General features: G+C 36.3%; 28 protein-coding genes. 21 read left to right on the plus strand and 7 right to left on the minus strand.

Translation table 11 applies throughout. The features are described 5' to 3' along the window. Positions 1 to 180 precede the first annotated feature (180 nt). Positions 181 to 1,017: a type II pantothenate kinase gene (coaW, locus tag LO754_RS08285; RefSeq protein ID WP_024363421.1), complete on the plus strand. Its 837-nt coding sequence runs from the start codon at positions 181 to 183 to the stop codon at positions 1,015 to 1,017. 60 nt (positions 1,018 to 1,077) lie between these two features. Here coaW and LO754_RS08290 read toward each other — a convergent pair whose 3' ends face one another. Further along, entirely contained in the window at positions 1,078 to 3,558 is a 2,481-nt protein-coding gene (locus LO754_RS08290) for a winged helix-turn-helix domain-containing protein (protein WP_231785990.1), read from the minus strand. A 208-nt stretch (positions 3,559 to 3,766) separates the two neighbouring features. On the opposite strand from LO754_RS08290, the gene LO754_RS08295 reads away from it, so the two are divergent. From LO754_RS08295 to LO754_RS08305, 3 genes are all read left to right on the plus strand, one after another. Beyond that, a complete protein-coding gene (locus tag LO754_RS08295; RefSeq protein WP_024363423.1) occupies positions 3,767 to 3,991 on the plus strand; it encodes a hypothetical protein in 225 nt (74 codons plus the stop codon). 16 nt (positions 3,992 to 4,007) lie between these two features. Next, entirely contained in the window at positions 4,008 to 4,148 is a 141-nt protein-coding gene (locus LO754_RS08300) for a hypothetical protein (RefSeq protein ID WP_162832722.1), read from the plus strand. Between the two features lie 164 nt (positions 4,149 to 4,312). Beyond that, entirely contained in the window at positions 4,313 to 4,639 is a 327-nt protein-coding gene (locus LO754_RS08305) for a DUF3889 domain-containing protein (RefSeq protein ID WP_107894102.1), read from the plus strand. A 320-nt stretch (positions 4,640 to 4,959) separates the two neighbouring features. Here the strand turns inward: LO754_RS08305 and LO754_RS08310 are convergent, their stop codons facing one another. Further along, entirely contained in the window at positions 4,960 to 5,514 is a 555-nt protein-coding gene (locus LO754_RS08310; RefSeq protein WP_025219190.1) for a DJ-1/PfpI family protein, read from the minus strand. A gap of 234 nt (positions 5,515 to 5,748) precedes the next feature. On the opposite strand from LO754_RS08310, the gene LO754_RS08315 reads away from it, so the two are divergent. Both LO754_RS08315 and LO754_RS08320 read left to right on the plus strand, forming a co-directional pair. Then, positions 5,749 to 6,147, plus strand: coding sequence for a MarR family winged helix-turn-helix transcriptional regulator (locus tag LO754_RS08315; protein WP_024363426.1), 399 nt, complete (start codon positions 5,749 to 5,751; stop codon positions 6,145 to 6,147). A 5-nt stretch (positions 6,148 to 6,152) separates the two neighbouring features. Beyond that, the gene (locus LO754_RS08320) at positions 6,153 to 7,343 is read left to right on the plus strand and encodes an MFS transporter (RefSeq protein WP_231785991.1); all 1,191 of its coding nucleotides are present in this window, start codon (positions 6,153 to 6,155) and stop codon (positions 7,341 to 7,343) included. Between the two features lie 128 nt (positions 7,344 to 7,471). On the opposite strand, the gene LO754_RS08325 is transcribed toward LO754_RS08320, so the two are convergent. Together LO754_RS08325 and hmpA are read right to left on the minus strand one after the other, a co-directional pair. Further along, the gene (locus LO754_RS08325; RefSeq protein ID WP_024363428.1) at positions 7,472 to 8,098 is read right to left on the minus strand and encodes a C40 family peptidase; all 627 of its coding nucleotides are present in this window, start codon (positions 8,096 to 8,098) and stop codon (positions 7,472 to 7,474) included. A 193-nt stretch (positions 8,099 to 8,291) separates the two neighbouring features. After that, entirely contained in the window at positions 8,292 to 9,500 is a 1,209-nt protein-coding gene (gene hmpA, locus LO754_RS08330; protein WP_231785992.1) for an NO-inducible flavohemoprotein, read from the minus strand. 347 nt (positions 9,501 to 9,847) lie between these two features. Here hmpA and LO754_RS08335 point away from each other — a divergent pair, with 347 nt between their 5' ends. The 13 genes from LO754_RS08335 to LO754_RS08395 all read left to right on the plus strand — a co-directional run bounded on the left by LO754_RS08335 (position 9,848) and on the right by LO754_RS08395 (position 21,372). Next, a complete protein-coding gene (locus tag LO754_RS08335; protein ID WP_024363430.1) occupies positions 9,848 to 10,051 on the plus strand; it encodes a hypothetical protein in 204 nt (67 codons plus the stop codon). Positions 10,052 to 10,274: 223 nt separating this feature from the next. After that, a complete protein-coding gene (locus tag LO754_RS08340) occupies positions 10,275 to 10,922 on the plus strand; it encodes a GntR family transcriptional regulator (protein WP_025219194.1) in 648 nt (215 codons plus the stop codon). Between the two features lie 177 nt (positions 10,923 to 11,099). Then, complete coding sequence (locus tag LO754_RS08345) at positions 11,100 to 12,215, plus strand: M20 metallopeptidase family protein (RefSeq protein ID WP_024363434.1); 1,116 nt, start codon at positions 11,100 to 11,102, stop codon at positions 12,213 to 12,215. 36 nt (positions 12,216 to 12,251) lie between these two features. Further along, the gene (locus LO754_RS08350) at positions 12,252 to 13,664 is read left to right on the plus strand and encodes an AbgT family transporter (protein ID WP_231785993.1); all 1,413 of its coding nucleotides are present in this window, start codon (positions 12,252 to 12,254) and stop codon (positions 13,662 to 13,664) included. A 37-nt stretch (positions 13,665 to 13,701) separates the two neighbouring features. Continuing rightward, a complete protein-coding gene (locus tag LO754_RS08355; protein WP_231785994.1) occupies positions 13,702 to 14,925 on the plus strand; it encodes a M20 metallopeptidase family protein in 1,224 nt (407 codons plus the stop codon). Between the two features lie 242 nt (positions 14,926 to 15,167). Next, positions 15,168 to 15,980 carry an amino acid ABC transporter substrate-binding protein gene (locus tag LO754_RS08360; RefSeq protein WP_231785995.1) on the plus strand — a complete coding sequence of 271 codons (813 nt, stop codon included), beginning with the start codon at positions 15,168 to 15,170 and terminating at the stop codon, positions 15,978 to 15,980. 101 nt (positions 15,981 to 16,081) lie between these two features. Beyond that, on the plus strand, positions 16,082 to 16,738 hold the full coding sequence (locus LO754_RS08365) for an amino acid ABC transporter permease (protein WP_231785996.1): 657 nt from the start codon (positions 16,082 to 16,084) through the stop codon (positions 16,736 to 16,738). A gap of 12 nt (positions 16,739 to 16,750) precedes the next feature. After that, positions 16,751 to 17,491 (plus strand): amino acid ABC transporter ATP-binding protein, encoded by a 741-nt coding sequence (locus LO754_RS08370; RefSeq protein WP_305068886.1) that lies wholly within the window; start codon positions 16,751 to 16,753, stop codon positions 17,489 to 17,491. Positions 17,492 to 17,839: 348 nt separating this feature from the next. After that, positions 17,840 to 18,625: a S8 family peptidase gene (locus LO754_RS08375; RefSeq protein WP_052599465.1), complete on the plus strand. Its 786-nt coding sequence runs from the start codon at positions 17,840 to 17,842 to the stop codon at positions 18,623 to 18,625. Positions 18,626 to 18,643: 18 nt separating this feature from the next. Beyond that, complete coding sequence (locus LO754_RS08380) at positions 18,644 to 19,597, plus strand: SAR2788 family putative toxin (protein ID WP_231785997.1); 954 nt, start codon at positions 18,644 to 18,646, stop codon at positions 19,595 to 19,597. A 22-nt stretch (positions 19,598 to 19,619) separates the two neighbouring features. Beyond that, on the plus strand, positions 19,620 to 20,144 hold the full coding sequence (locus LO754_RS08385) for a hypothetical protein (protein ID WP_024363442.1): 525 nt from the start codon (positions 19,620 to 19,622) through the stop codon (positions 20,142 to 20,144). 72 nt (positions 20,145 to 20,216) lie between these two features. Further along, positions 20,217 to 20,744: a hypothetical protein gene (locus LO754_RS08390; protein ID WP_231785998.1), complete on the plus strand. Its 528-nt coding sequence runs from the start codon at positions 20,217 to 20,219 to the stop codon at positions 20,742 to 20,744. Positions 20,745 to 20,853: 109 nt separating this feature from the next. After that, a complete protein-coding gene (locus tag LO754_RS08395) occupies positions 20,854 to 21,372 on the plus strand; it encodes a hypothetical protein (RefSeq protein WP_231785999.1) in 519 nt (172 codons plus the stop codon). 37 nt (positions 21,373 to 21,409) lie between these two features. Here the strand turns inward: LO754_RS08395 and LO754_RS08400 are convergent, their stop codons facing one another. Further along, positions 21,410 to 21,802 (minus strand): ribonuclease HI family protein, encoded by a 393-nt coding sequence (locus tag LO754_RS08400; RefSeq protein WP_024363445.1) that lies wholly within the window; start codon positions 21,800 to 21,802, stop codon positions 21,410 to 21,412. A 183-nt stretch (positions 21,803 to 21,985) separates the two neighbouring features. On the opposite strand from LO754_RS08400, the gene LO754_RS08405 reads away from it, so the two are divergent. Further along, positions 21,986 to 22,177, plus strand: coding sequence for a zinc-finger domain-containing protein (locus LO754_RS08405; protein ID WP_231786000.1), 192 nt, complete (start codon positions 21,986 to 21,988; stop codon positions 22,175 to 22,177). 344 nt (positions 22,178 to 22,521) lie between these two features. On the opposite strand, the gene LO754_RS08410 is transcribed toward LO754_RS08405, so the two are convergent. Beyond that, entirely contained in the window at positions 22,522 to 23,505 is a 984-nt protein-coding gene (locus tag LO754_RS08410) for an SEC-C domain-containing protein (protein WP_024363447.1), read from the minus strand. Positions 23,506 to 23,729: 224 nt separating this feature from the next. Then, on the minus strand, positions 23,730 to 25,535 hold the full coding sequence (pepF, locus tag LO754_RS08415; protein WP_231786001.1) for an oligoendopeptidase F: 1,806 nt from the start codon (positions 25,533 to 25,535) through the stop codon (positions 23,730 to 23,732). A gap of 229 nt (positions 25,536 to 25,764) precedes the next feature. Between pepF and LO754_RS08420 the strand changes: the two genes are divergently transcribed. Beyond that, positions 25,765 to 26,205 carry a Dps family protein gene (locus LO754_RS08420; RefSeq protein WP_231786002.1) on the plus strand — a complete coding sequence of 147 codons (441 nt, stop codon included), beginning with the start codon at positions 25,765 to 25,767 and terminating at the stop codon, positions 26,203 to 26,205. Positions 26,206 to 26,232: the final 27 nt, after the last annotated feature.

Below are 26,232 nucleotides of genomic sequence, written 5' to 3' on the forward strand. Positions count from 1 at the left end.
TTTGAATTGTGCATACACAAAAAACTCCTTTTGAAATCCGTGACAATCGCCGGAGGCATGAACTTTTATTAGTTAGCGTTTAGACACACGCTGAATAAAAGAGTAAACTAGTATTCATATTCAACTAACCATCTATTTAGGTAGAAAAATTTCTGCTGAATAAAGTTAAAGGAGAATGGTATGCCAAAGGCTATAGGTATTGATGCAGGTGGCACATTGACGAAGGTTGCTTATTTAGACGAGCACAATGAGCTTATTTTAACAACTTTTCCGTCTAATGATTTGCAGTCTGTAATGGAGTGGATTCGAAATAATCCAGATATTGAGGATATTGGTGTTACGGGGGGGCGTACAGAACAATTACTTGATGTCATCAAAACAATGAAATCGATTCATTATATAGTAGAGTTTGAAGCTACATTGAAGGGAGTTCGTTTTTTACTAAATAAAGAAGGATACTTCTTCGAGCGTAGTATGATTACCAATATCGGTACAGGAACTTCAATCCATTATATGGAGGGGAACACCCATATACGTGTAGGAGGGACAGGCGTTGGGGGCGGAACCTTGATTGGATTGTCAGCGCTTACAACAGGGATTACAGATTACAATGAAATCCGAGAAATGGCTACAAAGGGTAATCGTGAAGGTGTAGACTTGCTTGTCAAAGATATTTATCAAGGTATGGATACACCTATTGACGGGCATTTAACGGCAAGTAATTTTGGTAAAGTCAGTATTACTGAGGAATTGAAACAGCCTGCTGAGGATATTATTGCGACTGTTCAAGGCCTCGTTGGTGAGGTTATCACGACGCTTAGTATTCAATATGCCGAGGAAAAAAATGCACAACATATTGTGTATATTGGCTCTACCTTAAGTTATAATGAACATCTTGCACAAGTCATTGCTAATTATACACGCACGAAAAAGCATACACCTGTTTTTATCAATGACCACGGTTTTTCTGGTGCAGTCGGTGCCTTACTTAACATAACTGAATATACAATTGTCTAAAGGACAAATAAAAATGTACATCCCTAACGATTTTAGTGATGTACATTTTTTTACGAATGGCTATCGTTGGTTTTTAAGTGCAATTACTTTCGCTCTTGAATTGACACCTAGCTTACTATAAATAGTAGATAAATAAACGCGAACTGTACCATTAGATAAATGCAGTTGTTTGGCTATTTCTTGATTACTCAGCCCTTTTGTTAATAAATCGAAGAGTTCTTGTTCGCGCGGGGTAAGTAAATCAGTCGGTTCCTTCTTCACTGTACAATTTTTTTGTAAATAGTCAAAATAACTTTTAGGGACAGGATTCCATTTAGATGTTAAGGACTCTAATTGAAAATACTGGTTGAGAAGGGGCAGTATTTCTTTTTCGTCTAAAAGGGTTCGTACGTAGTAAAACTTTGCTGCCAATTGTAGCGCTTCGTGTAAAGTATCTAAAGCAATATCATGGTTGTCTAAACGTAGTTGGCAAACGGCTTCAAGAATGGTTGCTTCAATAATTGTCCCAACTTGCTCGTCTTGTTGTGCTTTTGTTTTAACTTGTACAACGATAGATAATGCATCATTTGGTTGTTTCTTTAATAATAATAATCTAGCATACACTAGCATCCAAAATGGCTGTTTCGTTTTTGTAGCCTGTAGGATAGACTCTGCACGCTCGTCATCACCCTCCACAATGTAAAAAAAAGCAATCATAATTTGGATAGTATTCCGCCAATGCTTTTCAACAACATCTTCTAACAATTGTGTCAGCATAGCCCGCGCTGTATTGGTTTGCTGTTGATGCATGTAAATGTTAGCCTTTAGCAAATACATAGGAACAAATAAGTTAGGATCTGGCTGTTGTTGAGTTAATTGGATTGCAATATCAAGCTCCTTTTGCGCATCTTCTAGTAAATTTCTCTCATAGTACACCTCAGCAGCAATGCCAGATATATAGGCGGTCACATATAATGTTTTAAAATTTGTATCCCGAAATAGCTGTGTAATTTTTGGAACTTCATCCATTGCGGGTAATTTGCCTTTTGAAGCTAAATTTGTGCGCGAAAGTTTATATTCAAAATTATTGTAGGGCATTCGTACTTTATCCCAACGACACGGAGCTTGTTGTGTAGTGAGCTGTTTTTCTAATATTTCTTTCACGGTTTGTAATTTCCCACCCGAGGCAACTAAGGCATATGCTTTGGTTCGTTCGTAAATATTCGCGATAGCTATATTTTCTTTTTGTTCCATCCATTGTTCACTGAGTTGACGCTGTTCAAGCTCTTCCATTATGGAGGTAGCGGTTGTCATTTCTAATATTGAAATTGCACGTTCATAGCCCAAAATAAGCATTTCATAACGGACTGTTTGTTGATTGTCTCTTAGCTGTTGTAACCAGCGCATGAAAGTTGCAGTTTGACCTGATAAAAAAAGTTGAACAAGATGATGAGAAATCCATTGTTGGGCTTGCTCATATAGATGATGTTTTAATGCTAATTCAATCGCGGAAGTGTAATCACCTTTTCCATAAATTAATTGAACCGTTTTTTCGACAAGGGACTTTATTTCTTGTTCGGTATATTGCTTCATCAGTTCTTCTTGTAATGCCTCAGCAAATAAATGGTGATAGCGGAAAACAAGTTTTGATGATTGAAGACAAACTGTGAACAAGCCATTTTCTTCTAAATAAGCTAATAGTTCTGCACTATTCGTCTCCTCTATTAATTGGTCACATATAGCAGGCTCTAATTCATGTAAAAAAGAGGTTTTTAACAGAAAATTTTGTATTGTTTTTGGGAGTTTATGAATAATGCCTTGCCACAAAAAATTAGAAATAAATGGTTGTACTTCATTAAAATTAGTTAGACTCGTTAATAGTAATCCTGCGATCCATCCTTCTGTTTTATTTTGTATTGTTTGTAATTGGTGTTCGTTTAATGAGATTGAATTTTTTAAGGAAAAAAACTGCTTTGTTTCTTGGTAAGTAAAGCGTAAATGTTCGGTATTACATTCATGTACCCATTGTTTTACTCGCCATATCGCAATTGGTAATGGAAGAGCTGTTCGAGTAGTCAAATATATGTGAACATAAGATGGTAGTTGTTCGATTAGTTTAATCATCGTGCGATGAATTGTTTCGTTTTCTATCAAATGGTAATCGTCCATTACAAGATGAAAGCTTTTTTTAGCCGTATTTAGTTCATGGATAAACGACTCCATCAGAAAATCGAAAGTGGAAACATCTTGCCCTTGTAATAGTGGTGCGAGCACTTTATCGACATCGGTTTCACAGGCTTGCGCTACTGCCTGAAAGACAAAAGTCCAATATCTGATTGGATCATTATCTGCTTGGTCTATGGCGACCCAAGCAATTGGTTGTTGAGAATGGATAAGCCATTGACTTAAAAGTGTTGTTTTGCCGTAGCCTGCTGGCGCGCGAAGTATTGTAATCCTTTTCTGGTCATTTTCACGAAAGAAATCATGTAATCTAGGTCTTTCAATTGTTTCGGTCGTACTATAAGGCACATTTAATTTCGCGGATGATAGAGAACTTGACATGGTATGTCTCCTTTTATGATTTAAGTTATGACGTACAGTGAAAGTATTATGTAGTATATCTTCTTATAATATATGAAGTTTGCTAGATTGTTTATTCCAATTTGTCAGTATGGTAAGTCTTGCAGTAGTTGGAATTTTTCCATTGAAGTTTTCACCATAGCATAAAACCTTCACGCGTGCGCACATTACAAGGAGGAGGTGAAAATCTGTGGGAAATAGAAATAATAAAAATAACAATAAAACAATGAATAAAAGAACACATAATCCTTTTGGAACGTATAAAAGTAAAGACCTTGATGATAGTAATAGTAACAACAACAACCCAAATGATAATTTAAACGAAGAATTCAGTGCAGAATTTGATGCTAAAGCGAAAAACAAAAACAATAAAACGAACCATGATAAAAACCAACAATCCAATAAAAAGAACTAAAATGGGGGCGTTAGCAATGGCAAAGAAAAGTAAAACAAGTTTCAAAAAGAAAAAGAAAGAAGATACACATAAAAGAAATGATCGGGAAGAATATTCAGCCGAATTTAATCAAGTTATTCATAATAATCCCCAGCAACCAAGCAAAAAAAGTCGTTAAGTAATTTAAGTGGAATGCTCCAAGTTACTATTTGGAGCATTTTTTAGTTTCAGCAAGGCTAAACAAATACATACATCTAAACGATTCGATTTTCTTTATTTTGCTTAAGGCATAATGATTTTTAGGATGTTGCACATTCTATAAAAAAGAAAGGGGCTTACAACATGCGAAAAATACTTGCAGCACTTGGGATTATGATGACAGTATTGGCGCTTCCACAACAAATGCCAGATGCCAATGCTCAACAACAAACGCCTGCTTATGCAAAATGGGGCAAGCTTGCGATTGAAAAAACACAGTCATCCTATCCTAATTCAAAAATTATTGATTATTTGCATGAAGGCAGTGAAATAAAAGAAGGTGCAACGATTGAAAAATTTAAACTGTGGTTACAAGAGGGTGACAAAGAATTTGGTGTTTATGTAACAATAAAATATACGACCAAAACACAACAAGTAGTTGATATCGAGCTTCAGGAAACGTCGAAATAGAGGCTGGGACATATGAGAAAAAGTGTTAGATTGAACCTAATCAATCTAACACTTTTTTGCTATGCCGTTGTTATCCGCTACAGCGGTGCTTTCCGCTCAGCACCGTAAGCCGCAACCCTCGCTAACGCGCGGTCTGCCCGCGTCTTACATTGTGTACTGTTCCCGCCGGAGTCACCACCTCCGCTACCAACAACTAGTGAACACTTCTAATTTTTTTAATTACAAAAGCAAGAATAGCTAAGTTCCCATATAGCAAAAAATTATGAACACATTTCGTCTGTTTCTTAATTTTTTTTAGTTATGTCCCAACCTCTTCTTCCTTATGCTTCTATTTTTTTGATAAACTCACGCATTAATCCAGGTAAATCTGGCCATGCATGACCACTGACAAGGTTACCATCGGAGTGCAGATTTGCGTCAATATACGTACCGCCTGCGACTTGAACTTCCGGTTTGCAGGCGATATAAGCTGTTAGTTCGCGCCCTTTTAGGACTTCCGGTATTGTCGCGAAAATTTGTGCGGCATGGCAAACAGCTGCGATTGGTTTATTTGCTTCAAAGAAATGGCTTACAAGCGCCGGAACATGCTCGTTTAATCGGATGTATTCAGGGGCACGCCCACCAGGAATAATTAAACCATCAAATTGTGCTGGATCGATATCCGCGAAGGCTGCATTTGCTTCTATGCCATATGCTGGACGCTCGATATACGTATCCACACCATCCACAAAATCATGACAAACCGTTTGCATCTTTTTTACTGATGGAGCAGCAATAGTGACATGATAGCCCGCCTCTAAACAGCGGTAATATGGATAGTAAATCTCTAAAGCTTCTACTGCATCACCTGCGATAATTAGTATGTTTTTCCCCATGTTTCCATCTCCCTTTTTTAGTCTAGTAGCTTTATTCGACATTTACTATAAATTCCCTGCTAGTAGGGGTAAAACAGGACATATTGCCACTAAACTCGTGAGAATCGCCACAAACCATAAGAAAAACGCCATAAAATGCATGCGCAACGCCAGTATAAATATCTTCCTTTACAACATAAAAAATGAGGCGTATAGTATTTATTTAGCTAGGTAAATAAATGAGGGGGAGATACAATGAATCCAATTTTCCATGCATTATTTCAAAAAAGTCGATATTTAACGAATTGTTTAAACGAAGTTTTAAAACAACATCAGTTGTATAGTTCGCAATGGACCATTTTATATTGTTTACATAAGCACGGTTCAATGACTTTGACACAAATTTGGAAGTATTTAAATGTCGAGGCGCCAAGTATAACAAGAGCTATATCGCGGCTTGAAGATTTAGGCTGGGTGGAAAGAGTTGAAGGAGAAGATAAGCGCGAAAAAATTGTGACATTATCAGCCATGGCGGAAGAACGTTTACCGATTATTACAAAAACGATATTAGCATTTGAAGCAGAAATGGTTGGTTCCCTGACTGAAGAAGAACAGTCACAATTTATAAATCTATTGCAAAAAATGAAAGGTTGATTGATATGCAGCAAGAGGAAAACACACAAATATGGACGAAGCGGTTCATTAGTTTATTTTTAACAAATATAGCGGTATTTTTTGTTTTTTATGGTCTAGTCACAACTTTACCTTTATATGCGATTGGTGAACTGCACCAAACGGATAAAGAAGCGGGATTATTACTATCGGGGTTCTTGTTATCTGCCATTATAGTACGCCCGTTTTCTGGTAAGTTATTAGACGTGTTCGGTAAGAAAAAGCTATTAGTTATCGCAATTGCAGGCTATTTTTTATGTACCATTTTATATTTATTTATTCATCCATTAGGCCTTTTATTAACTTTGCGCTTTGTGCAAGGGATTTTCTTTAGCATTATTACGACAGCAGCCGGTTCTTTAGCGGCTGATATTGTGCCGGCAAGCCGTAAAGGAGCAGGGCTAGGCTATTTTACAATGTCTACAAATTTAGCCGTAGTCATTGGTCCTTTTATCGGTTTACTACTAATTCAATATAGTAGTTTTAATGTTTTGTTTATCGTTATGAGTATCTGTATTTTAGTAGGGGGTATACTAGCTGTAACAGTTGATACAGAGGATTTACCCAAGCCTGAACATACGGGGAAATTGACATTTAAGTTTGATGATTTATTTGAACGGAAAGCATTGCCAGTAGCTGCCATTGCAAGTATGGTCGCGTTTTCTTATGCAAGTGTGTTATCATTTTTGTCAGTATACGCACAGCAAAAAGATTTAATGGCTGTGGCAAGTCTTTTTTATGCTGTGTTTGCAGCCGCTATGTTAATTACACGACCTTATACTGGCAAGCTTTATGATACGAAAGGACCGCAGTTTGTTATTATCCCCGGTATTATTTCTTTCGCAATTGGACTAATCCTCCTTGCTAATGTTGCAGGAGCAGCACTATTTTTAGTTACGGCCATTTTTATTGGCTTTGGTTACGGTGCTGTGACGACAAGCTTGCAAGCACTAGCAGTTCAATCAACTGCCCATACTCGTAGTGGCTATGCAACCGCAACATATTTTACAATGTTCGATCTTGGTATTGCCCTTGGATCCTATATTTTAGGTATGGTCGCGGTGCAAGTAGGGTACGCTTCCGTCTATTTTACAGCAGCAGCTGTACTTGGGATTGTTTTTATTATCTATTTGCTTCGTTTAGCAAAATTAAAAGCCAAGAAAGTAGCACACACGTAACATATTTGTGAATGCCGATAAACCTAGAAATCGCCCATTACGATTGTAAAGGGCGATTTTATTTTGTGATTAGCCTGAATGCTATAAAAAAAGATAAACAGTTAGGGCATGCCTAACTGTTTTATAAATCATGATAAGCGTCCATAACCTACAAAATGTTTCTTCCAGTAGGAGCTGTGAATGTTGGCAATGCTAACACCGCCATCACTAGCATTAATCATTTGGTTATTGCCAATATAAATACCTGCATGTGATATGCCTGCTTTATAAGTATTGGCGAAAAATACTAAATCCCCAACTTGTGGTGATGTTATTTTTTTTGCAGCATAATAAAAGCCTGCTGCTGATTTGCGGCTTGTCGAAATACCAGCATTATTATAAACATAAGTAATGTAGCCTGAGCAATCAAATCCTGTGCTCGGTTTGCTACCACCAAATGTATACTTTACACCTAATTGCTGTTTGGCAACTTGAACAAGGCTTTTCGGTGCGCTCGGGGTTGCTGGAACTTTTGCAGGCGTGCTATTCAGCGTTAATTTTTGTCCAACACGAATATTTGAAGAAGTTAAGTTATTCCATCTCATCAATGTTTGATAAGAAATGCCGTTTTGACTGGCAATTTTCCATAGAGAATCCCCAGATTTCACTGTATATGTTGCAGCAGATGCTGTGTCAATTGTTGAAAAAAGTACAGAAGAGCCTAACGCTAATACTGCTAATTTCATCCCCCACTTATTTCGTTTATTCTTTTTCATGATATGTATCCTCCTAAAAACATTAAAACGTATTACTTGGTACAATAATGATATTAACATGCTAATATTACAGTTCTATGTCAACAAAATAACATTAAGGATACAATTCATATAATAATGAAGGAACGCTAATTAAGCTTATGACTTAAGCAATAGAAAAAACTAGCCCTGCGCATACAGGGCTAGTCCATTGTTACTTTGTATTTAATTGTAGTGCGGGACCGAAAAATTCGTAATGGATTTGACTGTCTGCGATATTGCATTCGTGTAAAGCATTTACTGCTGCTTCCATAAACGGAGTTGGGCCACAAATGTATACTTGCGTATCTGGTGTTAACAGAGGTCGAAGCACATTCGCATTAATGTACTCCTTATTATCAGAATACAACACTTTATGATGGGCATTGCTGTCTTTTTTGAATACGCGGAACAGCTTGCTTAAACCAGTAGGACCATTTAAAGCATTCATTTTATTTTGAATATCTTCATGGAAAGCAAGGACCTGTTCATTCCGTGCACATTGGAGAAACGTAACATTTTCTTTATTTTCAATCGTTTGTAACATCGCATTTAACGGTGTTACACCAATACCACCACTAATAAATAGTACGGGAGCACTTGTTGGCTCATATGTGAATACACCGGCTGGTGCACTAACATCAATAATTGTTCCAAGTGCAGCATCATGTAAGAAGTTGGAAACTTTCCCTTTTGGACTGTGTGCACTTTCTCGTTTCACAGAAATTCGGAATTCTTGCCCATTACTTGCTTGGGATAATGTATATTGACGATTTAATAAATATTCTTCACCTGGAATTGTTACACGAATAGAAACATATTGGCCTGGTTTGTACGCAGGTACTTTTGAGCCGTCTATTGGTTGCAAGTAAAAGGATGTAACATCATCGCTTTCTTTGACAGTGCGCGTAATTTTGAATTGTTTAAATGCGCGCCAGCCATTATTTTGTTCTGCCGCTTTATATAAATCTTCTTCCACTGAAATAAAGATATCTGCAATCACGCCATACGCTTTGCCCCAAGCTTCGATGATTTCATCAGTTGCTGCATCACCTAAAACTTCTTTAATAGATGCAAGCAAGTATTGACCGACAATTGGATAATGCTCAGGTAAGACGCCAAGACTTACATGTTTATGTGCAATTTGTACGACAACTGGTACGATCGGTTCTAAGTTATCGATATGTTGTGCAGCGGCATACACTGTATTTGCTAAAGCGCCCTGTTGGCGACCTTTTGTTTGATTAGTATGGTTGAAAATATTTAATAGTGATGGATTATCTTTAAATAAATTGTGATAGAAAGTTTTTGTAATGGCTACACCGTGTACCTCCAAAACCGGTACTGTGGATTTAATCACGTTAATTGTATGTTGATCTAACATGTTGAACACGTCCTTTCGTGCTTTACTATATGCTTAAACAATCTTTAAAGCAATATATAAAATACATCTTTAACAAAATGGACACAAACATGTATCTATAATACTTCTTTTGGTTAAAAGTTCTTCGCGTTGTTTGGCACTAAGATGAATATAGTATAATTATGATAAAAGAGATATTTTTAGAGATTTTTTGTTGAAAAACTATTAGTAAATGTGAACGATTACTTTGAAATGAAACGAAATAATTATTCGGTCGTAAATATAGTAAGGATAAGCATACATTTTTTAACTATGAATAATATGGCATCTATTGAACTTTTACATAGATCAAATAAGGAGGTTTTCGCGTGAATCAATATCCGACAATAACGGAATGTCCAAAATGTGGTGGACTAGAATTAGGGAAGGGAAAACATAGTGGTTATGCATTAATGCACCCAGTGAACAAGATGAGCTTTGGCTCAGAAGTTGAATATATTCTTTGTACAGACTGCGGTTTTATTATCGAAAGCTATGTCAAAAAGCCCGAGAAATTTAAAGGGACACTTTAAATTTCAACTTTTTTACATACATATACAAATGGTATTTTGGTTCCCTACGCAATATCCAATATAAACAATGTATAATGATTTTTTAATATATTTGTAAAGTAACGTAAGAGGGAAAGCGATTTAACAAATAAAAATCCATTTCATGACTATGGCTAAGATACTTGAAAAAAGTGTATAGTAGATAAAAAGGATTGTAAAAATATTATTAAATAGAGGTTACTTTATGAATAATTATTTATCGTTAAAAGACCATGTTTATAATTATATCGTAGATCAAATCAACAACGGGAATCTGATTGCTGGAAAAAAGGTCAATGAAAGTGCGATTAGTGAAAGCTTAAATGTTAGCAGGACACCCGTTAGAGAGGCATTAATACAATTGTCTTCTGAAGGGTTATTAGAAAATGTGCCAAGAAAAGGGTTTGTAATTAAAAACCTAACAACAGAAGAAGCGAAAGAAACGTATTTTATTATTGGGGCATTAGATGGTTTAGCTGCTTCATTAGCAGCCCCTTTTTTAACAGAGAAACATATGAATGAAATGGAGTTTTATATTCAAAGTATTGATTTAGCCATTAATACTGGTAATTTCTCGATGTATCATAAAATGCAGGAAGCTTTTCATGGCGTCTATCTTTCTGTCTGCCCAAATAAAAGTCTTGTAAATCTTCTTTTACAATTACAAAAAAAGTTTTTGAAAAACTTCGCTCATTCTGGTGAGGCAGAACTGACAAAGAAAAGATTGTCTCAAACTAATAATGAACATCGAAAAATGATGGAATTATTTGAAAAAGGTGAGTTAGCTGAACTAGAGAGATACATGAAAGAAGTACATTGGAATATTGATAAAGCAGAGCTTATCCCACTTTAGGAAGAAAAATGCTCGCTTATACACAATAAATAATTCTGTCTTTAAAAAGACAGAATTATTTTTTTGTTGAAAAAATTAAAATATAAAATATAATATACAATATACATTATACGAATTTGTATAAATTGAAAGCGTTAGGGATTAAAAAATCTGGTTATTTTAGGAGGGAATTACACAGTGAAAAGTTTAAATTTCGATTTAGCAAAACAATTGCGACACGAATTGCATCAACATCCGGAACTTTCGAACGAGGAAGTGTGGACAAAGCAACATTTAATCAATTTTTTGAAAACGTATACAAATCTAGAAATTGTAGATAAAGGAAACTGGTTTTATGCCATTTACTATGCCCAATCAGCTACGCAAAATATCGCGTTCCGTGCAGATTTTGATGCACTTCCGATGGATGAAGTAATTGATCTTCCTTGGGCTTCTCAATTTCCAGGTAAAGCACATAAATGTGGACATGACGGTCATGCAGCGACTTTAGCGGGTTTGGCACTGGAAGTCGATCAAATGGGCGCTGATAAAAATATCTTTTTCCTCTTTCAGCCTGCGGAAGAAACGGGCGACGGAGCCATTCAATGTGTCGATTTTATTAAAGCACATAATATTGATGAAATTTTCGCCTACCATAATATGAGTGGGCTCGCTTATAAAACCGTCGGAATTATTGATGGTACAGCCTTATGTGCTTCTAAGGGTATGACCATCCATATGGAAGGTTCACCTACCCATGCCAGTCAGCCGGAAAAGGGCATTAATCCAGCATTTGCGATTGCGAACATTGTCCAAGCAATTCCTGATTTTACAGCTCCAGAACGCCATAATGGGCTTGTCCTTTGTACAGTTGTACATATTGATGTTGGAGAAAATGCTTTTGGTATCGCAGCTTCGAAAGGGGATCTACGTTTAACGATACGTGCCCTATATGAAGAGGAACTCAATACGCTTCAAGAAAACCTTGAACATTTTGCCAAAGTTCAAGCGCAACAATACGGCTTACAGGTAAGTTTTCACTACAATGATGAATTCCCGGAAACGGTCAATCACAAAGAAAGTGTAGAAAAGATTCGTTGTGCTGCAAAATTGGAAGGTATCGCATTCGTTGAATTGAGCGAAGCTTTTCGAGGGTCTGAAGATTTTGGACACTTTACGAAGTTAACAAAAGGAGCCTATTGTTTCATAGGGAATGGTGAAGATTACCCACATGTCCATACACATGAATATGATTTCCGTGATGAATTAATTGAATCGGGTGTGGAGCTTTTTAAAGCATTAATTAAATACTAATTTTGCTAATAACAAGAGGGATTTGGAGGATTTCACATGTCATTAAAGGACAAACAAAAGGGAATTAACTTTCCACATGTTTACATTATGTTCATGCTCGTCATGTTGCTCGTTGTAATATTGTCTTGGATTGTTCCAAGTGGGGAGTATGAGCGAATTGTCAATCCAGATACGGGCATTACCGAACTTCATACAGAAAAATTTACGTATGTGGAACAAGCAAAACCAATAGGGTTTATGGATTTTTTCACAGCTTTACATAACGGGGTAGTGCAATCAGCAGATATCATTGTCATGTTGCTGTTTGCAAGTGGCGCCCTATTTATTCTTGAAAAGTCTGGTGCGATTGCAGCCGGTATCCATAAATTATTAAGCATTGCAGCAGGAAAAGAAAAACTAATTATTATTACTTTACTCATCTTGTTTTCCGTATTGGGAACAATTGGCTTCGGAGAAGGAGGCATTCCATTTATTCCACTTGCGATGGCTGTTGTGATGGGCTTGGGGTATGACCGCATCACGGCTTTTGCCATTCCAACTGTGGGCTTAGCCATTGGTTTTACATCAGGAGTGGTTAACTTTTATACGACGGGTGTTAGTCAATCAATTGTTGGATTGCCAATTTATTCGGGTTTAGCATTCCGTATCGTTGCCTTAATGGTCTTTGTCATTATTTCAATCATTTACATTCTTCGCTATGCAAATAAAACAAAGGAAGATCCGAGTAAAAGTATTGTGGCTACAGAGTATTTGGAAGAGCTGGAGAATTCAAAAACAGCAGAATATGAAGAAGAAGAATTTACACGGTCTAGAAAGTTAGCATTAGTAGGTTTAGTTTTTGTATTAGTTGGTAGTGCTTTCGGTGCGATTAAACTAGGATGGGGCATGCCTGAACTATCGGCTGTCTATGCGATTTATGCGATCGTACTAGTCCTAATTTTAAAACTTAAACCAAGCGAGGCTGCTGAAACATTTGGTATTGGAGCGGCGAGATTATTGCCTACAGGTCTAGCCATTGGGTTTGCACGTTCGGTGATGATTTTAATGACGCAGGCGCAAATAATTGATACAGCAGTCCATTCATTATCGAATCTATTAAGTAATACAGGAACTATTATTACTTTATTAGTCCTTTTCATCGTGGTGATTTTCTTTAACTTCTTCGTTGTTTCAGGAAGTGGGAAGGCTATTATTTTAATGCCGATTATGGGACCTTTAGGGAAAATATTAGGCATTAATCAGCAAGTAATGGTTGTCGTCTACCAATTTGGTGATGGCTTCACGAACTATTTATGGCCGACATCAGGAGGGCTAATGGCAGCGCTTGGTATGTCAAATGTTAGTTATTCCGCTTGGGTGAAATTTTCAGTGAAACTATTCCTTTTACTACACTTCGCGGCATTTGTCTTAATATTAATCGCTCAATATATGAATCTAGGACCATTCTAATAGATTAGTTCATTCTAAAAATAAAGGGGATTGCAACATGATGAATATTTTACAACATGCTAAGAAATATGAAGAACAAATTATTCAAGATCGGCGCTATTTACATCAATATCCGGAAATTGGCTTTGAACTACCGAACACACAAAAATATATTCAACAACGGCTTGATGAAATGGGGATAGCCCATAAGCAATGTGGAGTAGTCCCCCCTGAGATAAAAGAAAAATATGCAGTAGCAGGATTTGGTTCGCAAGATTATTGTACAGGCGTAGTTGCGACAATTGGGCAAGGAAGCCCTTGTATACTTTTGCGCGCTGATATGGATGCACTACCCATTGAAGAACAAGTAGACTGTGAATTTACTTCAAAAAATCCAGGTGTGATGCATGCTTGTGGTCATGACTCCCATGTGGCAATGCTTTTAGGCGCTGCACAAATTTTAAAGGACAGGGAAGCAGAGTTACAGGGCACGGTTAAATTATTGTTTCAACCTGGTGAAGAGTGGGGTTATGGTTCTAAACTAATGATTGATGATGGTTTACTAGAAAATCCAAAGGTGGATGCTGCTTTTGGGATTCATATTATGCCCGATCAACAAGCGGGCACATTATCTGTCCATAAAGGGACATTAACGCAAGCGATGGATACGTATATCGTTACAATTCAAGGTAATGGTGGCCATAGCTCGCAGCCACATAAAACAATTGATGCGAATATGATTATGAATCAGTTATATACTAGTTTAAACCTATTAATGACACGAGAAGCAGATCCAAACCATAGTGTCACCTTTTCGGTAGGTGCTATGAGCGGCGGTACGGCGACCAATATTATTCCTGACAAAGCAGTGTTACAAGGCAATATGCGTAGCTATGACCAACAAACACGTGACCACTTATGTAAACGCATTCCGGAGATGATTGACCATACGGTAAAAGCATGGCGTGGAGAGTATCATACAATCGAATTCCATACACCAACAACTTATAATAATCCACAATTTATTGATGCCATTACCCCATTTTTAAAACATGTAGTAGGAGCTGAAAATGTGGTGGATAACGGATACCTCGGAGGTTCGGAAGACTTTTCTTACATTTCACAGGAAGTACCTTCTGCATTTGTTGTGTTAGGAACTGGCAAAGAAGGCGAGGCTCCAGTGCATAACCCGCGCATGCGCCAAAATGAAGAGATTTTTAAATATGGTGCTGCTCTACATGCAAATGTAGCAATAGGATGGCTAAAACAACAGCATAAATAATATCTTGAAAAACAGTTCAGCTACGTTGAGTAGTTGAATTGTTTTTTGGTGGAACAAGTTGCGCTTCTGTTATATTCAATCGTTCAGAATAGAGAAATTTTTATTGAATAATATTCTAATAATTCAATCAGGATATTGACAATAATGCGCCAGTTTGATATTCTTTAACACATTAGTAGTTTAGCAAGAGAAAGTGTAGTTTTTGCTATAAAACAAATTACAATGTAAGGGGATATTAAATCATGAAGCGTATTTTTACACTAATTTTTATGCTTACAGCTATTCTTGCTTTAGCAGCTTGTGGTACTTCTGGAGATAAATCGAGTACGACGGATAGCTCGAAGGAAACAACTAAAGCAACAGACAAAGATACTATTATTATAGGAATCGATGACAAGTTTGCACCAATGGGATTCCGTGATGATAAAAATGAAATCGTAGGTTTTGATATTGACTTAGCACGTGCTGCTGCTGAACATATGGGAATGGAAGCTCAATTCCAACCAATCGATTGGAAAACGAAAGAAGCAGAATTGATTAGCGGTCGTATCGATGTAATTTGGAATGGTTACACAATTACAGATGAGCGTAAAGAAAAGGTTTTATTTTCAAAACCGTACCTAGAAAACTCACAAGCTGTAATGATATTAAATAAATCGTCTATAAAAAAATTAAGTGATTTAGCAGGAAAAGAAATCGGTATTCAATCACAATCATCTGCTGCTGAAGCACTGAATTCAAATCCAATTCACAAAGAAGTGAAAAACGTAACAGAATTTGCAGACAATGTTTTAGCTTTAACAGATTTAAAAACGGGGCGTGTAGATGCAGTCATTATTGATGCTGTTGTAGCAGAATATTACATGACGCAAGAGCCTGACACATTCAAATTATTAGATGAATCATTAGCACCAGAACAATATGGAATTGGTGTCAAACCAGGTAACGAAGCATTATTAGAAAAACTGCAAGCCGCTTTAGATAAAATGAATGAAGATGGCACAGCCGCAGAAATTTCAACAAAATGGTTTGGTGAAAATAAGGTTTTAAAATAATGGTAATAAATCGTGTACTTATGCGGCACGTTTTAATTGAATGTTATCAGTCGATAAGAGTTTCCTCGTGAAACTCTTATCTTTTTGGAGGGAAAATAATTATGGCGGACTACTGGCAAACAATGATTTTGCCGATGCTTGAAGGCGCAAAAATGACGGTGTTGCTGTTCATTATTGCCATTTTGGTATCGATTCCACTAGGTTTTTTGCTTACATTAGCTGTGAAAAGCCGTATCAAACCACTGTCTTGGCTAGCCAATACGTATATTTATGTCATGCGCGGTACACCGCTATTACTACAATTGTTATTAATTTGCTTCGGTTTACCGATGGTGCCGGTAATCGGTGAATATCTGGTACTTGACCGCTTTGTTGCCGCATGTCTTGGTTTTATTTTAAATTATGCTGCCTACTTTGCAGAAATATTCCGTGGTGGCTTATTAGCAATTGATAAAAGCCAATACGAAGCAGCCCAAGTGTTAGGTCTGTCAAAATGGCAAACAACAACACGCATTATATTGCCACAAATGTTCCGTGTAGCGTTGCCTGCTTTATCGAATGAATCTGTTACATTGATTAAAGACACAGCACTTCTTTATGCGGTAGCTGTACCTGAACTGCTGCATTTTGCACAAACAGCTGTCAACCGTGACTTTACCATTGTGCCGTTCTTTATTGCGGGCGCTATTTATTTGGTTATGACGCTTGTTTTAACGGTATTCTTTAAGTGGCTTGAAAAACGGTTTAAATTTGAATAGAGGTGGACACAGATGGCATTGCTTGAAGTATCGAATTTGAAGAAATCCTTTGGCAAGTTAGAGGTGCTAAAGACCATCACATTGAACGTAGAGAAAAATGATGTCGTGGCTGTTATTTCTGGATCGGGTAAAAGTACAATGCTTCGAAGCTTAATCCATTTAGAAGAAATTAATGGCGGCAGCATTTGTGTAGATGGTGACTATTTAGTGCAAAACGGGGCATATGCTAAGCAACAAGACATTAAAAAAATTACCGCAAAAATGGGCATGGTATTTCAACATTTTAACCTATTCCCTCATTTAACAGTACAACAAAACCTTGAAATTGCACCAGGCTTACTAAAAACGGAGTCACCGGATGCAATTAAAAAACGTTGTCAAGACTTATTACAAAAAATTGGTCTTGCTGATAAGGCACAGGCCTATCCAGCGAATCTATCTGGAGGGCAAAAACAGCGTGTGGCTATTGCACGAGCACTTATGATGAACCCACAAATTTTATTATTTGATGAGCCCACTTCTGCCCTTGATCCAGAACTGACAGGTGAAGTATTAAAAGTCATGAAAGATTTAGCGGAAGATCAAATGACGATGATTGTTGTGACACATGAAATGGGGTTTGCACGAGAGGTCGCAAACAAGGTGGTCTTTATGGACGGCGGCGACATTATCGAGGCCAACCATCCAGAAGCGTTCTTTACTAATCCACAACACGAACGGACAAAAGCATTTTTACAAAGGAATTTAAAATAATCTAGAAGCTGTCTCATTTGAGATAGCTTTTTTTGATAGAGTCATAAGGAAATCGCTAGTAAAACTTCAGGTAACGTCACGAAACCCTCGGGAATCGCCACAAAACCTACAGAAAACGCCACTAAACTAATAGGAAACGCCATTAAAATTGGCATGGAAATCTACATTAAATTGATTGACAACCTTTATCAAGATAATTTAGAATAATCTAAAAAATGATTGAAAAACTTCATTTGTCTTCGAAAAACCCTACAGAATAACTCTCTTTACGAAATCCATGTTGGAAATATTTTTTAACAACTACATAACAAGGTGGCGAACACTATCAATAAAAAATTTAGTGTATTGTTGTCATTGATTATTTGCATTCTTTGTTATTTTGCCTTCGGACAATTGGCAATAAAAAGTGACGGCGAATATATAAAAGTTGCTGTACTGGACAGTGGTATAAATAAAGATTTGGATGTCTTTCAAGGTGTCGCATTTGAAGAAGTCAATTTAACGCATCCTGGGGAAAAAATTAAAGATGATTTTAATCATGGTACGCCAGTCGCGGGAATTATTGTAGGAGAAGCAAAAGCTAAATTAAAAATATACGATATTAAACTTTTAGATGCACAAGGCAATGGCTCAATTGATCATTTAGTAGAAGCTATTACATGGTGCATAGATAAACAGGTAGATTTCATTAATATTAGTTTTGGCTTTCAAACGCCCAATGCTGAACTAGAATCTACTATTGAAAAAGCAGTAGAACAAGGAATTACTATAGTCGCCGCAGCTGGTAATACATATGGTTTAGCAACTGACTATCCAGCAAAATTGGATGGTGTATTGTCAATAGGTTCTATTAATGAAAAAAATAAACGATCCTCTTTTTCAGCTATTGGAAAAATTGATTATGTTTTTAACGGGGAGAATGTACAAAGTATTCATCATAATGGTCAAGCATCTGTCTTTACGGGAACCTCTTTTGCAGCTGCCTATGCAACACATCTATTCATTCAGTTGAAAGAAATATATAAGGAGGTTGAGTCAAAAGAAAATTTTAACGCTATCTTACAACAATATACTGTGACAAAAGATTTTTGGAATGAAGCTGAATATGGCAAAGGTACGATATTTATACAATAATAAAGGAGAAATGAAACGATGAAATGGAAAAAACACTTTATATCTATTATTATTGCAGCGTTGCTATTTGCAAATATTGCACCCAATTTGATTTCTGCACAGGAATATGATGTAGTATCTGATGAGCCTATTGTGATGATTTCCATAGATGAAATACAGGATGTGAATACAGAAGAATACCAACAAGAACTATACGATGAATTAAATAAAAATCTTATTTATTCAGACGATAGTACGATAAATATTCGGAATATTGAAATATATGATAACGAATTACTTGTCCAAACAACTTTTGAGTCCGAGGATTTGAAAGCGGATTTAGACATCAAGTTTGATAGTGAAAGCGAAGACATATTAATCGATAGTGTCATCGAAGAAAACGGCACTGTTGAGCAAAACCATTATCGTGTGACGATGCAACAATTGGAAGATGACCATTTTAGTATAATCTTTACGAATTTAGAAACGGATGAAATCTTTGAAAGCAATCCTGTAAGGTTGCAGGCACACGTAATACCGCCATTGGTATACTTAATCGGTGGTGCGGTCGTTAGATATACAGTACAAAAATTTGGTTTTAAACAGGTTCTGAAAATTGGCAAACGTACATTTTTTAGTAAATCAAAAGATGCGGCGAAAAAGGCTGTAGCCAACTTTACAGATATCACTTTGGATGTAGGCGGTGGTAAAAAGGTTTACTTTACGAAAGCTAAAATGAGACATATTCTAGAAAATCATCATCCAAATTATTGGACTGGAAATGAAGGAAAGTCGTTTTTTGATCCAGATTTATCTGTAAATGATATTAAAAATATTGTCACAACGGTAATTAATAATAATAAATCTGAGATATCTAGACAGCTAATTAAAAAGGAAGGGATAAAAGTGCAGGCGAAAGTAAACGGAATTGAATATAGAGTTAGGATTAGTAGGACTGGGCATATAAATTCTGCTTATCCAGTTGGTAAATAAAAAAAGAAGGTGAATCATTTTTATGTACAAACCAATAATTGAGACATTTATTAGTCGGGATAATGTTTCAGATACAACTATTAAAAATATCTCTATTACAAATCCTTTAGCTGTTGAAATGGCACAGACTATTTTAAAAGAAAATGAAGGAGATTACTTAAGTGGCTATGTATCCATAATTTATAATGATATTGTTATTTTTGGAGAAGAGCAATTAACTGAAGACTTATTAGATACGTGGTGTGATTTAATTTATATTTTTGATAATCATTATGATGGGAGAAGGCATGGGATAGTTTTTTTAGATAATGCTTCTTATGATGATACAGTAATTAAAGAAATAGGGCAGTTTTATCAAATTGAACTTAATAGTTCAAGCCAATTCCTCTTGCCAAAAGAATCATTCAAAAATGAACTGAAAAAAGAATTTTTCAAATTTGTGGAGTTTTGTAAAAATGAAAAACTACAGTTTGCAGAAGTGAGTTTATATCAAGCGCTATTAGAAACGTATGATGAATTAATACAAAATGAAGAAGATAAAAACTAGAAGGCTAAAATCTAAAATTTATTAGGGAGACTGCTTGTTTTTAGCGAGCAGTCCCCATAACTAGGGTGTTCTATGAATAAACTAAAAATCGAAACATTTATAGGGGAAGAAGATTTAAATGCTCCTGTTTATAAAATCGAAAGTTTTTCTATTACCAATCCATTAGCTGTGGAAAAGGCACAGAAGATATTAGAAGAAAACGAAGGTGATTACTTATGTGGCTTTGTGAGCTTAATTTATAATAATGTGGTGATTTTTGGTGAAGAACAATTAACGGAAGATTTATTAGATACGTGGTGTGATTTAATCTATATTTTAAACCATAGATATGATGGAAGAAGTATTGATATTACTTTTTTAGATAATTACAAGGGCAATGCATTAGTTCAAGAAATTGACCATTTTTATGAAATTCAACTAAATCATTTACAGCGTTTTCTCGTACCTATAGAGCTATTCCGGAATGAGGTAAAGAAGGAATTTCTTAATTTTGTGGAGTTTTGTAAGAATGAAAAATTACAGTTCGCCGAAGAAAGTTTATATCGTGGAATTTTAGAAACGTATGATGAATTACTTTATGATGAAGATGAAAGAAGTTGAAAGGTAAAAATACAGACAAGGGACTGTTTATTTTCAATGAGCAGTCCCACAATATACAGTATTATTTAAAAAACTTGGAACTCATTTTCAAAAAAGTGTGGTGCTTTTTATGAATAAACTAAAAATCGAGACTTTTATAGGAGAAGAAGATATAACTGCTCCTGTTTATAAAATCGAAAGTTTTCCTATTACCAATCCATTAGCTGTGGAAAAGGCACAGAAGATATTAGAAGAAAACGAGGGTGATTACTTATGTGGCTTTGTGAGCTTAATTTATAATAATGTGGTGATTTTTGGCGAAGAGCAAATAACGGAAAGTTTATTAGAAACGTGGAGTGATTTAATTTATATTTTTAATAATCACTATGATGGAAGAAGTCATGGAATTGTTTTTTTAGATAATGCTTCCTATAATGATACGGTAATTCAAGAAGTTGGTGAGTTTTATGAAATACAACTAGATTGTCACCAACGTTTTCTAGTTCCTATTGAACTTTTCAAAAATGAAGTGAAAAAGGAATTTATTAATTTTGTGGAGTTTTGTAAAAATGAAAAACTTTGGTTCTCTGAAGAAAGTTCTTATCGTGGACTTTTAGAAACGTACAATGAAATAAAAATAAGCGAATAGGGGACTGCTTGTTTTAGCGGGCGGTCCCCCTATTGTTTTAATTTTTTTCTTTTTGAATAGCGTTGCGTGCTAGTGCATCTGCTGCTTTATTTTGCCCATCTGGAATCCATTTGATGAAAAATAAATCAAAATTATTTGCAAGTGTTAATGCTTGTTCAAGAAAAGGTTTAAATTCTTCGTTTTTGACATATTCTTTTTCTATAGATGTAACGACCACTTTTGAATCGGAACGGACGGAGACAATGCTTGTACCTAGTTTTTGTGCTTCTTCTAAGCCCCGTACTAATGCGGTGAATTCGGCGATATGATTATTTGTATGACCGATGTACTCACTAATTTGTACGTGATGGCCTTCTCCTTTAATAAAAATGCCAATGCCGCTAGGGCCAGGATTACCTGCACTTGCCGCATCGATATAGACCTCTAACATGAAAATCCCTACTTTGCGATTAGACTTCCATTTTATTGTACAGCAATGGTGCTGTTTGACAACCTCCAAATGATTGAAACAATTTTTGTTAAATTAGGATGAACAAAATAGTTGCTTGAACACAATGTTGACTTCATAATAGAAAGACATGAAATTTGGACGTGAAGGGGGCGAATGTTCTTAATGGATAAAGTGATGGTTATGAAAGATATTGATGAACTACATGATATGTACTGTGCTGATTGCTTAGTCATTAAGCAACTGCGGAAAGAGCGTGGGAAACAAGGGGCCCATCGTTTTTGTATTGAGGCGTGTACAGTAGGAGAGCGACTGCAGTTTTTAGGGGAAGAGCTAATGAAAGTGTATAGCAAATAAGGCGCCGATTGTGAGAACTCACATAAAAATATCCAATAAGAAATTTTTATGCATGAAATTAAGCATATGTAGTGCTTTTCTTGCATAAATAACTATATGTTCGGAAATAATAAAATTGGTTGGTTACCATAGAAAAAGCTACCTTGTTATCTGTTATTATGCAGATAACGAACGTAGCTTTTTTCTATTTATTTTTTGAAACGCGGGTAAAACAGTGTAAATCGCGGATAGAGGTCCATCAAACGCGGGTAAAACAGAAGAAATCGCGGATAGAAGGCAAATACCGCTTTAGCAAAACAAGTGTTAGATTGATTGTAACTCAATCTAACACTTGTTTTTGTTTTTTATTTTGTTGAAGCGTATTGACTTAAATCTTGGTAGTATTTTGTTAAAGAGGAAGGGGAAATATCGAAAGTCGCTGCAATTTCTTTGACTGTCATAGAAAGTGATTCAAATAGCTCTTTTTCCTGACCGTAGCGAATAGCACCTGCTGCGATGGCCGCTTCTTTACGTGCAGAGGGTTGTCCTTCGATTAAGTAATCCTCTAATAGTTCAAGCATCGGTGCTGTTTCACGCTCATTTTGTTCAAGGAATTCCTTAACTTGCGTAATAACACCGTTCTCGAAGTTTGTGAATTCTTCGCCCTTGTAGCCGTTAGACACAAGTAGCTCCCAGAATGTTAGATGATCTTCTTTTAAGAATGTTTGAACTTTCTTATTTGAAGCCTCGAAGTTTTCTTTTAACTTCACAAATACTTGTTCATGGTCATGTGGGAAGAATATAAGCGTTGATACCGCTAGATAATGCGCTTCCTGCTTCGTGCCATCTGGCAAGATAAACGCAAAGACATGCATTCCCTCAGGAATTGGCTTATCATTTTCGCGACGGATATAAATTTCTTCATTTGAAAGAACATGACTAGCTTTAAAATATTTTTCCTCTACAACAGTTACCGTACCAATAAAGAGTGTAGGTTGTGACCAGCCTTCAAGTACTTTTAAAGTTGAAGGTCTTACCGTCTTTTTCTTCGTTTTCTTTAAATACCCTTTCCAAATAGATGGCTCTTGATGGAAGAAGAAGTCGTCTAACGCAATCGCTTCAATAAGCTCACGTTGTAGTACGCTCTCTAATTTAGGCTGCCATGTGCCAACATGCTCGATATAAGCACGAACATCTTTGCGTTCTGGATATTCTAAATAGAATGTTTGTAGTACACGCTCTAGTTCTTCGATTGCTACAGCTTCAACTGTAACTTGCTGTTTACCTTCACAACATTTTTTGTATTTTTTGCCGCTACCGCATGGGCATGGATCATTACGTTTTACCATAATTAGAAACACTTCCTTTGAAAATTGTTAGTCGATTTTTGCTAAATAAATTGCGTACACTTAATAATAACGGTACTTTTGTATGAAGAAAAATGATTATCTATTTTGAAATATCAAAAAATTAGAGGGACGCCCTAATTCTATTATATGTATGTATTTTCTAGCTTAGAACTAAAAAAAGAAAACCATCTACGCACTTGAATTGAGCGTAGATGGTAATACTATTAGACTTCAATCTCTGCTGTTAGTCTTTCAAGCTCGTCAATTAACTGACCGATGTAAGCAATTGTATCTCGCAGCGGTTGATCTGTCGTGACATCAACACCTGCCATTTGGGCAAGCTCTACAGGCGATTTAGTGCCACCTGCTTGCAGTACTTTTAACCATTCATCTACAGCCGTACTACCTTCTTTTAAAATACGTTGCGATACTTGTGTAGAAATCGTTAAACCAGCACTATATGTGTATGGATACAAGCCCATATAGTAATGAGGCTGACGCATCCATGTTAATTCTGCGCCTTCTAGGATATGGACAGTATCGCCCCAGAAATCTTCTAAAACAGTACGTTTTAATTGATTCAATACTGTAGCATTCACTGATTCGCCAGCGTCCACTAGTTCATATACTTTACGTTGGTATGCTGCCTCTAGTAAATGTGTGACGAAGTTATGATAATATGTTTTCGATACAATGTTTGATATAACCCAACGTTTAAAGCGTTTATCATCATTATGTGTCAATAAATAGTTTGCTAATAGCATTTCATTCATTGTAGATGGTGCCTCGATAAAGTAGAGGGAAGGGCGATTATTCAAATACGATTGATGTGCATGTGCATTAACAAAATGACCGGCGTGACCAAGCTCATGGATTAGTGTGAATACCTCGTTCATACGCTCATTCCATGACATTAAAATGTACGGATGGCTTCCGTAGGGACTTGAGCAAAATGCGCCTGTAGATTTTCCTTTATTTGGTGCGTAATCAATCCAGCGCTCGTTGAACGCCCTTTCAATCATTTCCTCATAATCTTTACCCATTACAGCTAATGATTTTTCAACATAATCTTTTGCTTCTGCCATTGTTAATTTTGGATCATAGCTTGGATCGAGTGATATTTTTAAATCAGCAAACGTCATTTTATCTAAGCCATGCGCTTTTTGTACAAGCTTGGCATAACGACGCATATGTGGGGCAAGCTCTTTTGTAATAAGGTCAATTTGACGATTATAAAGCGAACGATCGACATCTTGGTCAAATAATAAAAAGTCAATGACAGAGTCGAAGCCCCGTAAATCGGCGATTGTTTTCTCTTGCTGGATATGCGTGTTATATACTTTTGCCGTAGTATGTTGATACTCACGAAGCTTGTTAGAAAAGGCATTGAATGCTGCTCGACGTATCGTTGGATCGCTTTCAAGTTCCCAATCATTTTCGAATAACACATAGCTAAGCGGATGATTTTTGCCATTTGCCTCAAACTCCCCGAAATGCATATCCACGAGCTTTGTCGTGTTATAAATTTCATAAGGTGCGTCGAATGTAGAACGCAAAGCAGCAAGCGTTTTTTCTACTTCAGGATGTAGTTGATGAGGCTTTTGCTTTAACAGTTGTGTGATATAGCGATTATATAGGGGACTTGACGCTGCAGCTTGCTCTAAAACGGTTTCGTCTAATGCAAGCAATTCGCTATTCACAAATGCGATGGAACTGCTAATTTTTCCAATCGCCGTGCTAAATTTTGCTGCGCGCATTTGTGCAACGTCATCCGTACGATCAGCCTGTATATTTAAGCTCGCATAGGTTCCAAGAGGGATAATGCCTACTTGTAATGCTTCAAAGGCTGTCAGTACCTCAATTACCTTTTGCGCATCCGTAATGCTCCCCTTATAGGTGCTTTCAAATTTTACTGCATCTTCTACAAACTGAGCTAATGCAGGTTCAAAATCAGCGTCATTTTCAAGTAAATCCTGTAAATTCCACGTTTCTTCCACTGCAACATCTTTCCTTAATGGTAATACTTCCATGTCAGAACACCCCTTTTAACGTAAGTGATTCCATTATAACGAAACTATTTCGAAAAGTGAAATAATTACAGGGGGAAGAATAAGATTTTAGTAGCCTAGCGAAATCATGATTTTTTTAAAAAAAGAAGCAGAACGTGTTTGAAATTGTGTCAGTAGGGAAAAATGAAGTATAGCCAGAGTACAAAGCAACGCATACTAAAGGCTAGTATGAATTATTGGAGGAGATATTATGTCACAAAATTTAAACAAGCAACTAAATAAGCTAGTAGCAACATACTCTGTACTGTATACAAAATTGCATAACTACCATTGGTATGTAACAGGCAGTGCCTTTTTTACACTGCATGAAAAATTTGAAGAATTATATAATGAAACAACATTAAATTTAGATGAAATCGCAGAGCGTATTCTATCCAAAGATGGCAAACCAGTAGCTACTTTAAAAGAGCATCTGGAGCTTTCTTATATAGAAGAAGCAACAGGTAAAGAAACAACGGAAGAAATGGTTGCTACAACAATTTCTGATTTCCAAAAGTTGATGAAAGCTTTAAACGCAACGATGGAGCTTGCGGCAGAAGAGGGCGACGATCGAACGGAAGACTTATTAAACGCTATGTATCAGTCACTTGAAAAACATGCATGGATGTTTAAAGCATTCCTGAACGAATAACTTTAAAAGGAAGACAAAAAAACAGTA

This window comes from Lysinibacillus sp. GJ-1 (genome assembly GCF_021166035.1).
Classification (GTDB): domain Bacteria; phylum Bacillota; class Bacilli; order Bacillales_A; family Planococcaceae; genus Lysinibacillus; species Lysinibacillus sphaericus.

What these genes read in the sequence shown, in the direction of transcription:
- coaW (WP_024363421.1), top strand. Translation starts at nt 181, where the DNA reads ATGCCAAAGGCTATAGGTATTGATGCAGGTGGCACATTGACGAAGGTT.
- LO754_RS08290 (WP_231785990.1), bottom strand. Translation starts at nt 3,558, where the DNA reads ATGTCAAGTTCTCTATCATCCGCGAAATTAAATGTGCCTTATAGTACG.
- LO754_RS08300 (WP_162832722.1), top strand. Translation starts at nt 4,008, where the DNA reads ATGGCAAAGAAAAGTAAAACAAGTTTCAAAAAGAAAAAGAAAGAAGAT.
- LO754_RS08305 (WP_107894102.1), top strand. Translation starts at nt 4,313, where the DNA reads ATGCGAAAAATACTTGCAGCACTTGGGATTATGATGACAGTATTGGCG.
- LO754_RS08310 (WP_025219190.1), bottom strand. Translation starts at nt 5,514, where the DNA reads ATGGGGAAAAACATACTAATTATCGCAGGTGATGCAGTAGAAGCTTTA.
- LO754_RS08315 (WP_024363426.1), top strand. Translation starts at nt 5,749, where the DNA reads ATGAATCCAATTTTCCATGCATTATTTCAAAAAAGTCGATATTTAACG.
- LO754_RS08320 (WP_231785991.1), top strand. Translation starts at nt 6,153, where the DNA reads ATGCAGCAAGAGGAAAACACACAAATATGGACGAAGCGGTTCATTAGT.
- LO754_RS08325 (WP_024363428.1), bottom strand. Translation starts at nt 8,098, where the DNA reads ATGAAAAAGAATAAACGAAATAAGTGGGGGATGAAATTAGCAGTATTA.
- hmpA (WP_231785992.1), bottom strand. Translation starts at nt 9,500, where the DNA reads ATGTTAGATCAACATACAATTAACGTGATTAAATCCACAGTACCGGTT.
- LO754_RS08340 (WP_025219194.1), top strand. Translation starts at nt 10,275, where the DNA reads ATGAATAATTATTTATCGTTAAAAGACCATGTTTATAATTATATCGTA.
- LO754_RS08350 (WP_231785993.1), top strand. Translation starts at nt 12,252, where the DNA reads ATGTCATTAAAGGACAAACAAAAGGGAATTAACTTTCCACATGTTTAC.
- LO754_RS08355 (WP_231785994.1), top strand. Translation starts at nt 13,702, where the DNA reads ATGATGAATATTTTACAACATGCTAAGAAATATGAAGAACAAATTATT.
- LO754_RS08360 (WP_231785995.1), top strand. Translation starts at nt 15,168, where the DNA reads ATGAAGCGTATTTTTACACTAATTTTTATGCTTACAGCTATTCTTGCT.
- LO754_RS08365 (WP_231785996.1), top strand. Translation starts at nt 16,082, where the DNA reads ATGGCGGACTACTGGCAAACAATGATTTTGCCGATGCTTGAAGGCGCA.
- LO754_RS08370 (WP_305068886.1), top strand. Translation starts at nt 16,751, where the DNA reads ATGGCATTGCTTGAAGTATCGAATTTGAAGAAATCCTTTGGCAAGTTA.
- LO754_RS08380 (WP_231785997.1), top strand. Translation starts at nt 18,644, where the DNA reads ATGAAATGGAAAAAACACTTTATATCTATTATTATTGCAGCGTTGCTA.
- LO754_RS08385 (WP_024363442.1), top strand. Translation starts at nt 19,620, where the DNA reads ATGTACAAACCAATAATTGAGACATTTATTAGTCGGGATAATGTTTCA.
- LO754_RS08390 (WP_231785998.1), top strand. Translation starts at nt 20,217, where the DNA reads ATGAATAAACTAAAAATCGAAACATTTATAGGGGAAGAAGATTTAAAT.
- LO754_RS08395 (WP_231785999.1), top strand. Translation starts at nt 20,854, where the DNA reads ATGAATAAACTAAAAATCGAGACTTTTATAGGAGAAGAAGATATAACT.
- LO754_RS08400 (WP_024363445.1), bottom strand. Translation starts at nt 21,802, where the DNA reads ATGTTAGAGGTCTATATCGATGCGGCAAGTGCAGGTAATCCTGGCCCT.
- LO754_RS08405 (WP_231786000.1), top strand. Translation starts at nt 21,986, where the DNA reads ATGGATAAAGTGATGGTTATGAAAGATATTGATGAACTACATGATATG.
- LO754_RS08410 (WP_024363447.1), bottom strand. Translation starts at nt 23,505, where the DNA reads ATGGTAAAACGTAATGATCCATGCCCATGCGGTAGCGGCAAAAAATAC.
- pepF (WP_231786001.1), bottom strand. Translation starts at nt 25,535, where the DNA reads ATGGAAGTATTACCATTAAGGAAAGATGTTGCAGTGGAAGAAACGTGG.
- LO754_RS08420 (WP_231786002.1), top strand. Translation starts at nt 25,765, where the DNA reads ATGTCACAAAATTTAAACAAGCAACTAAATAAGCTAGTAGCAACATAC.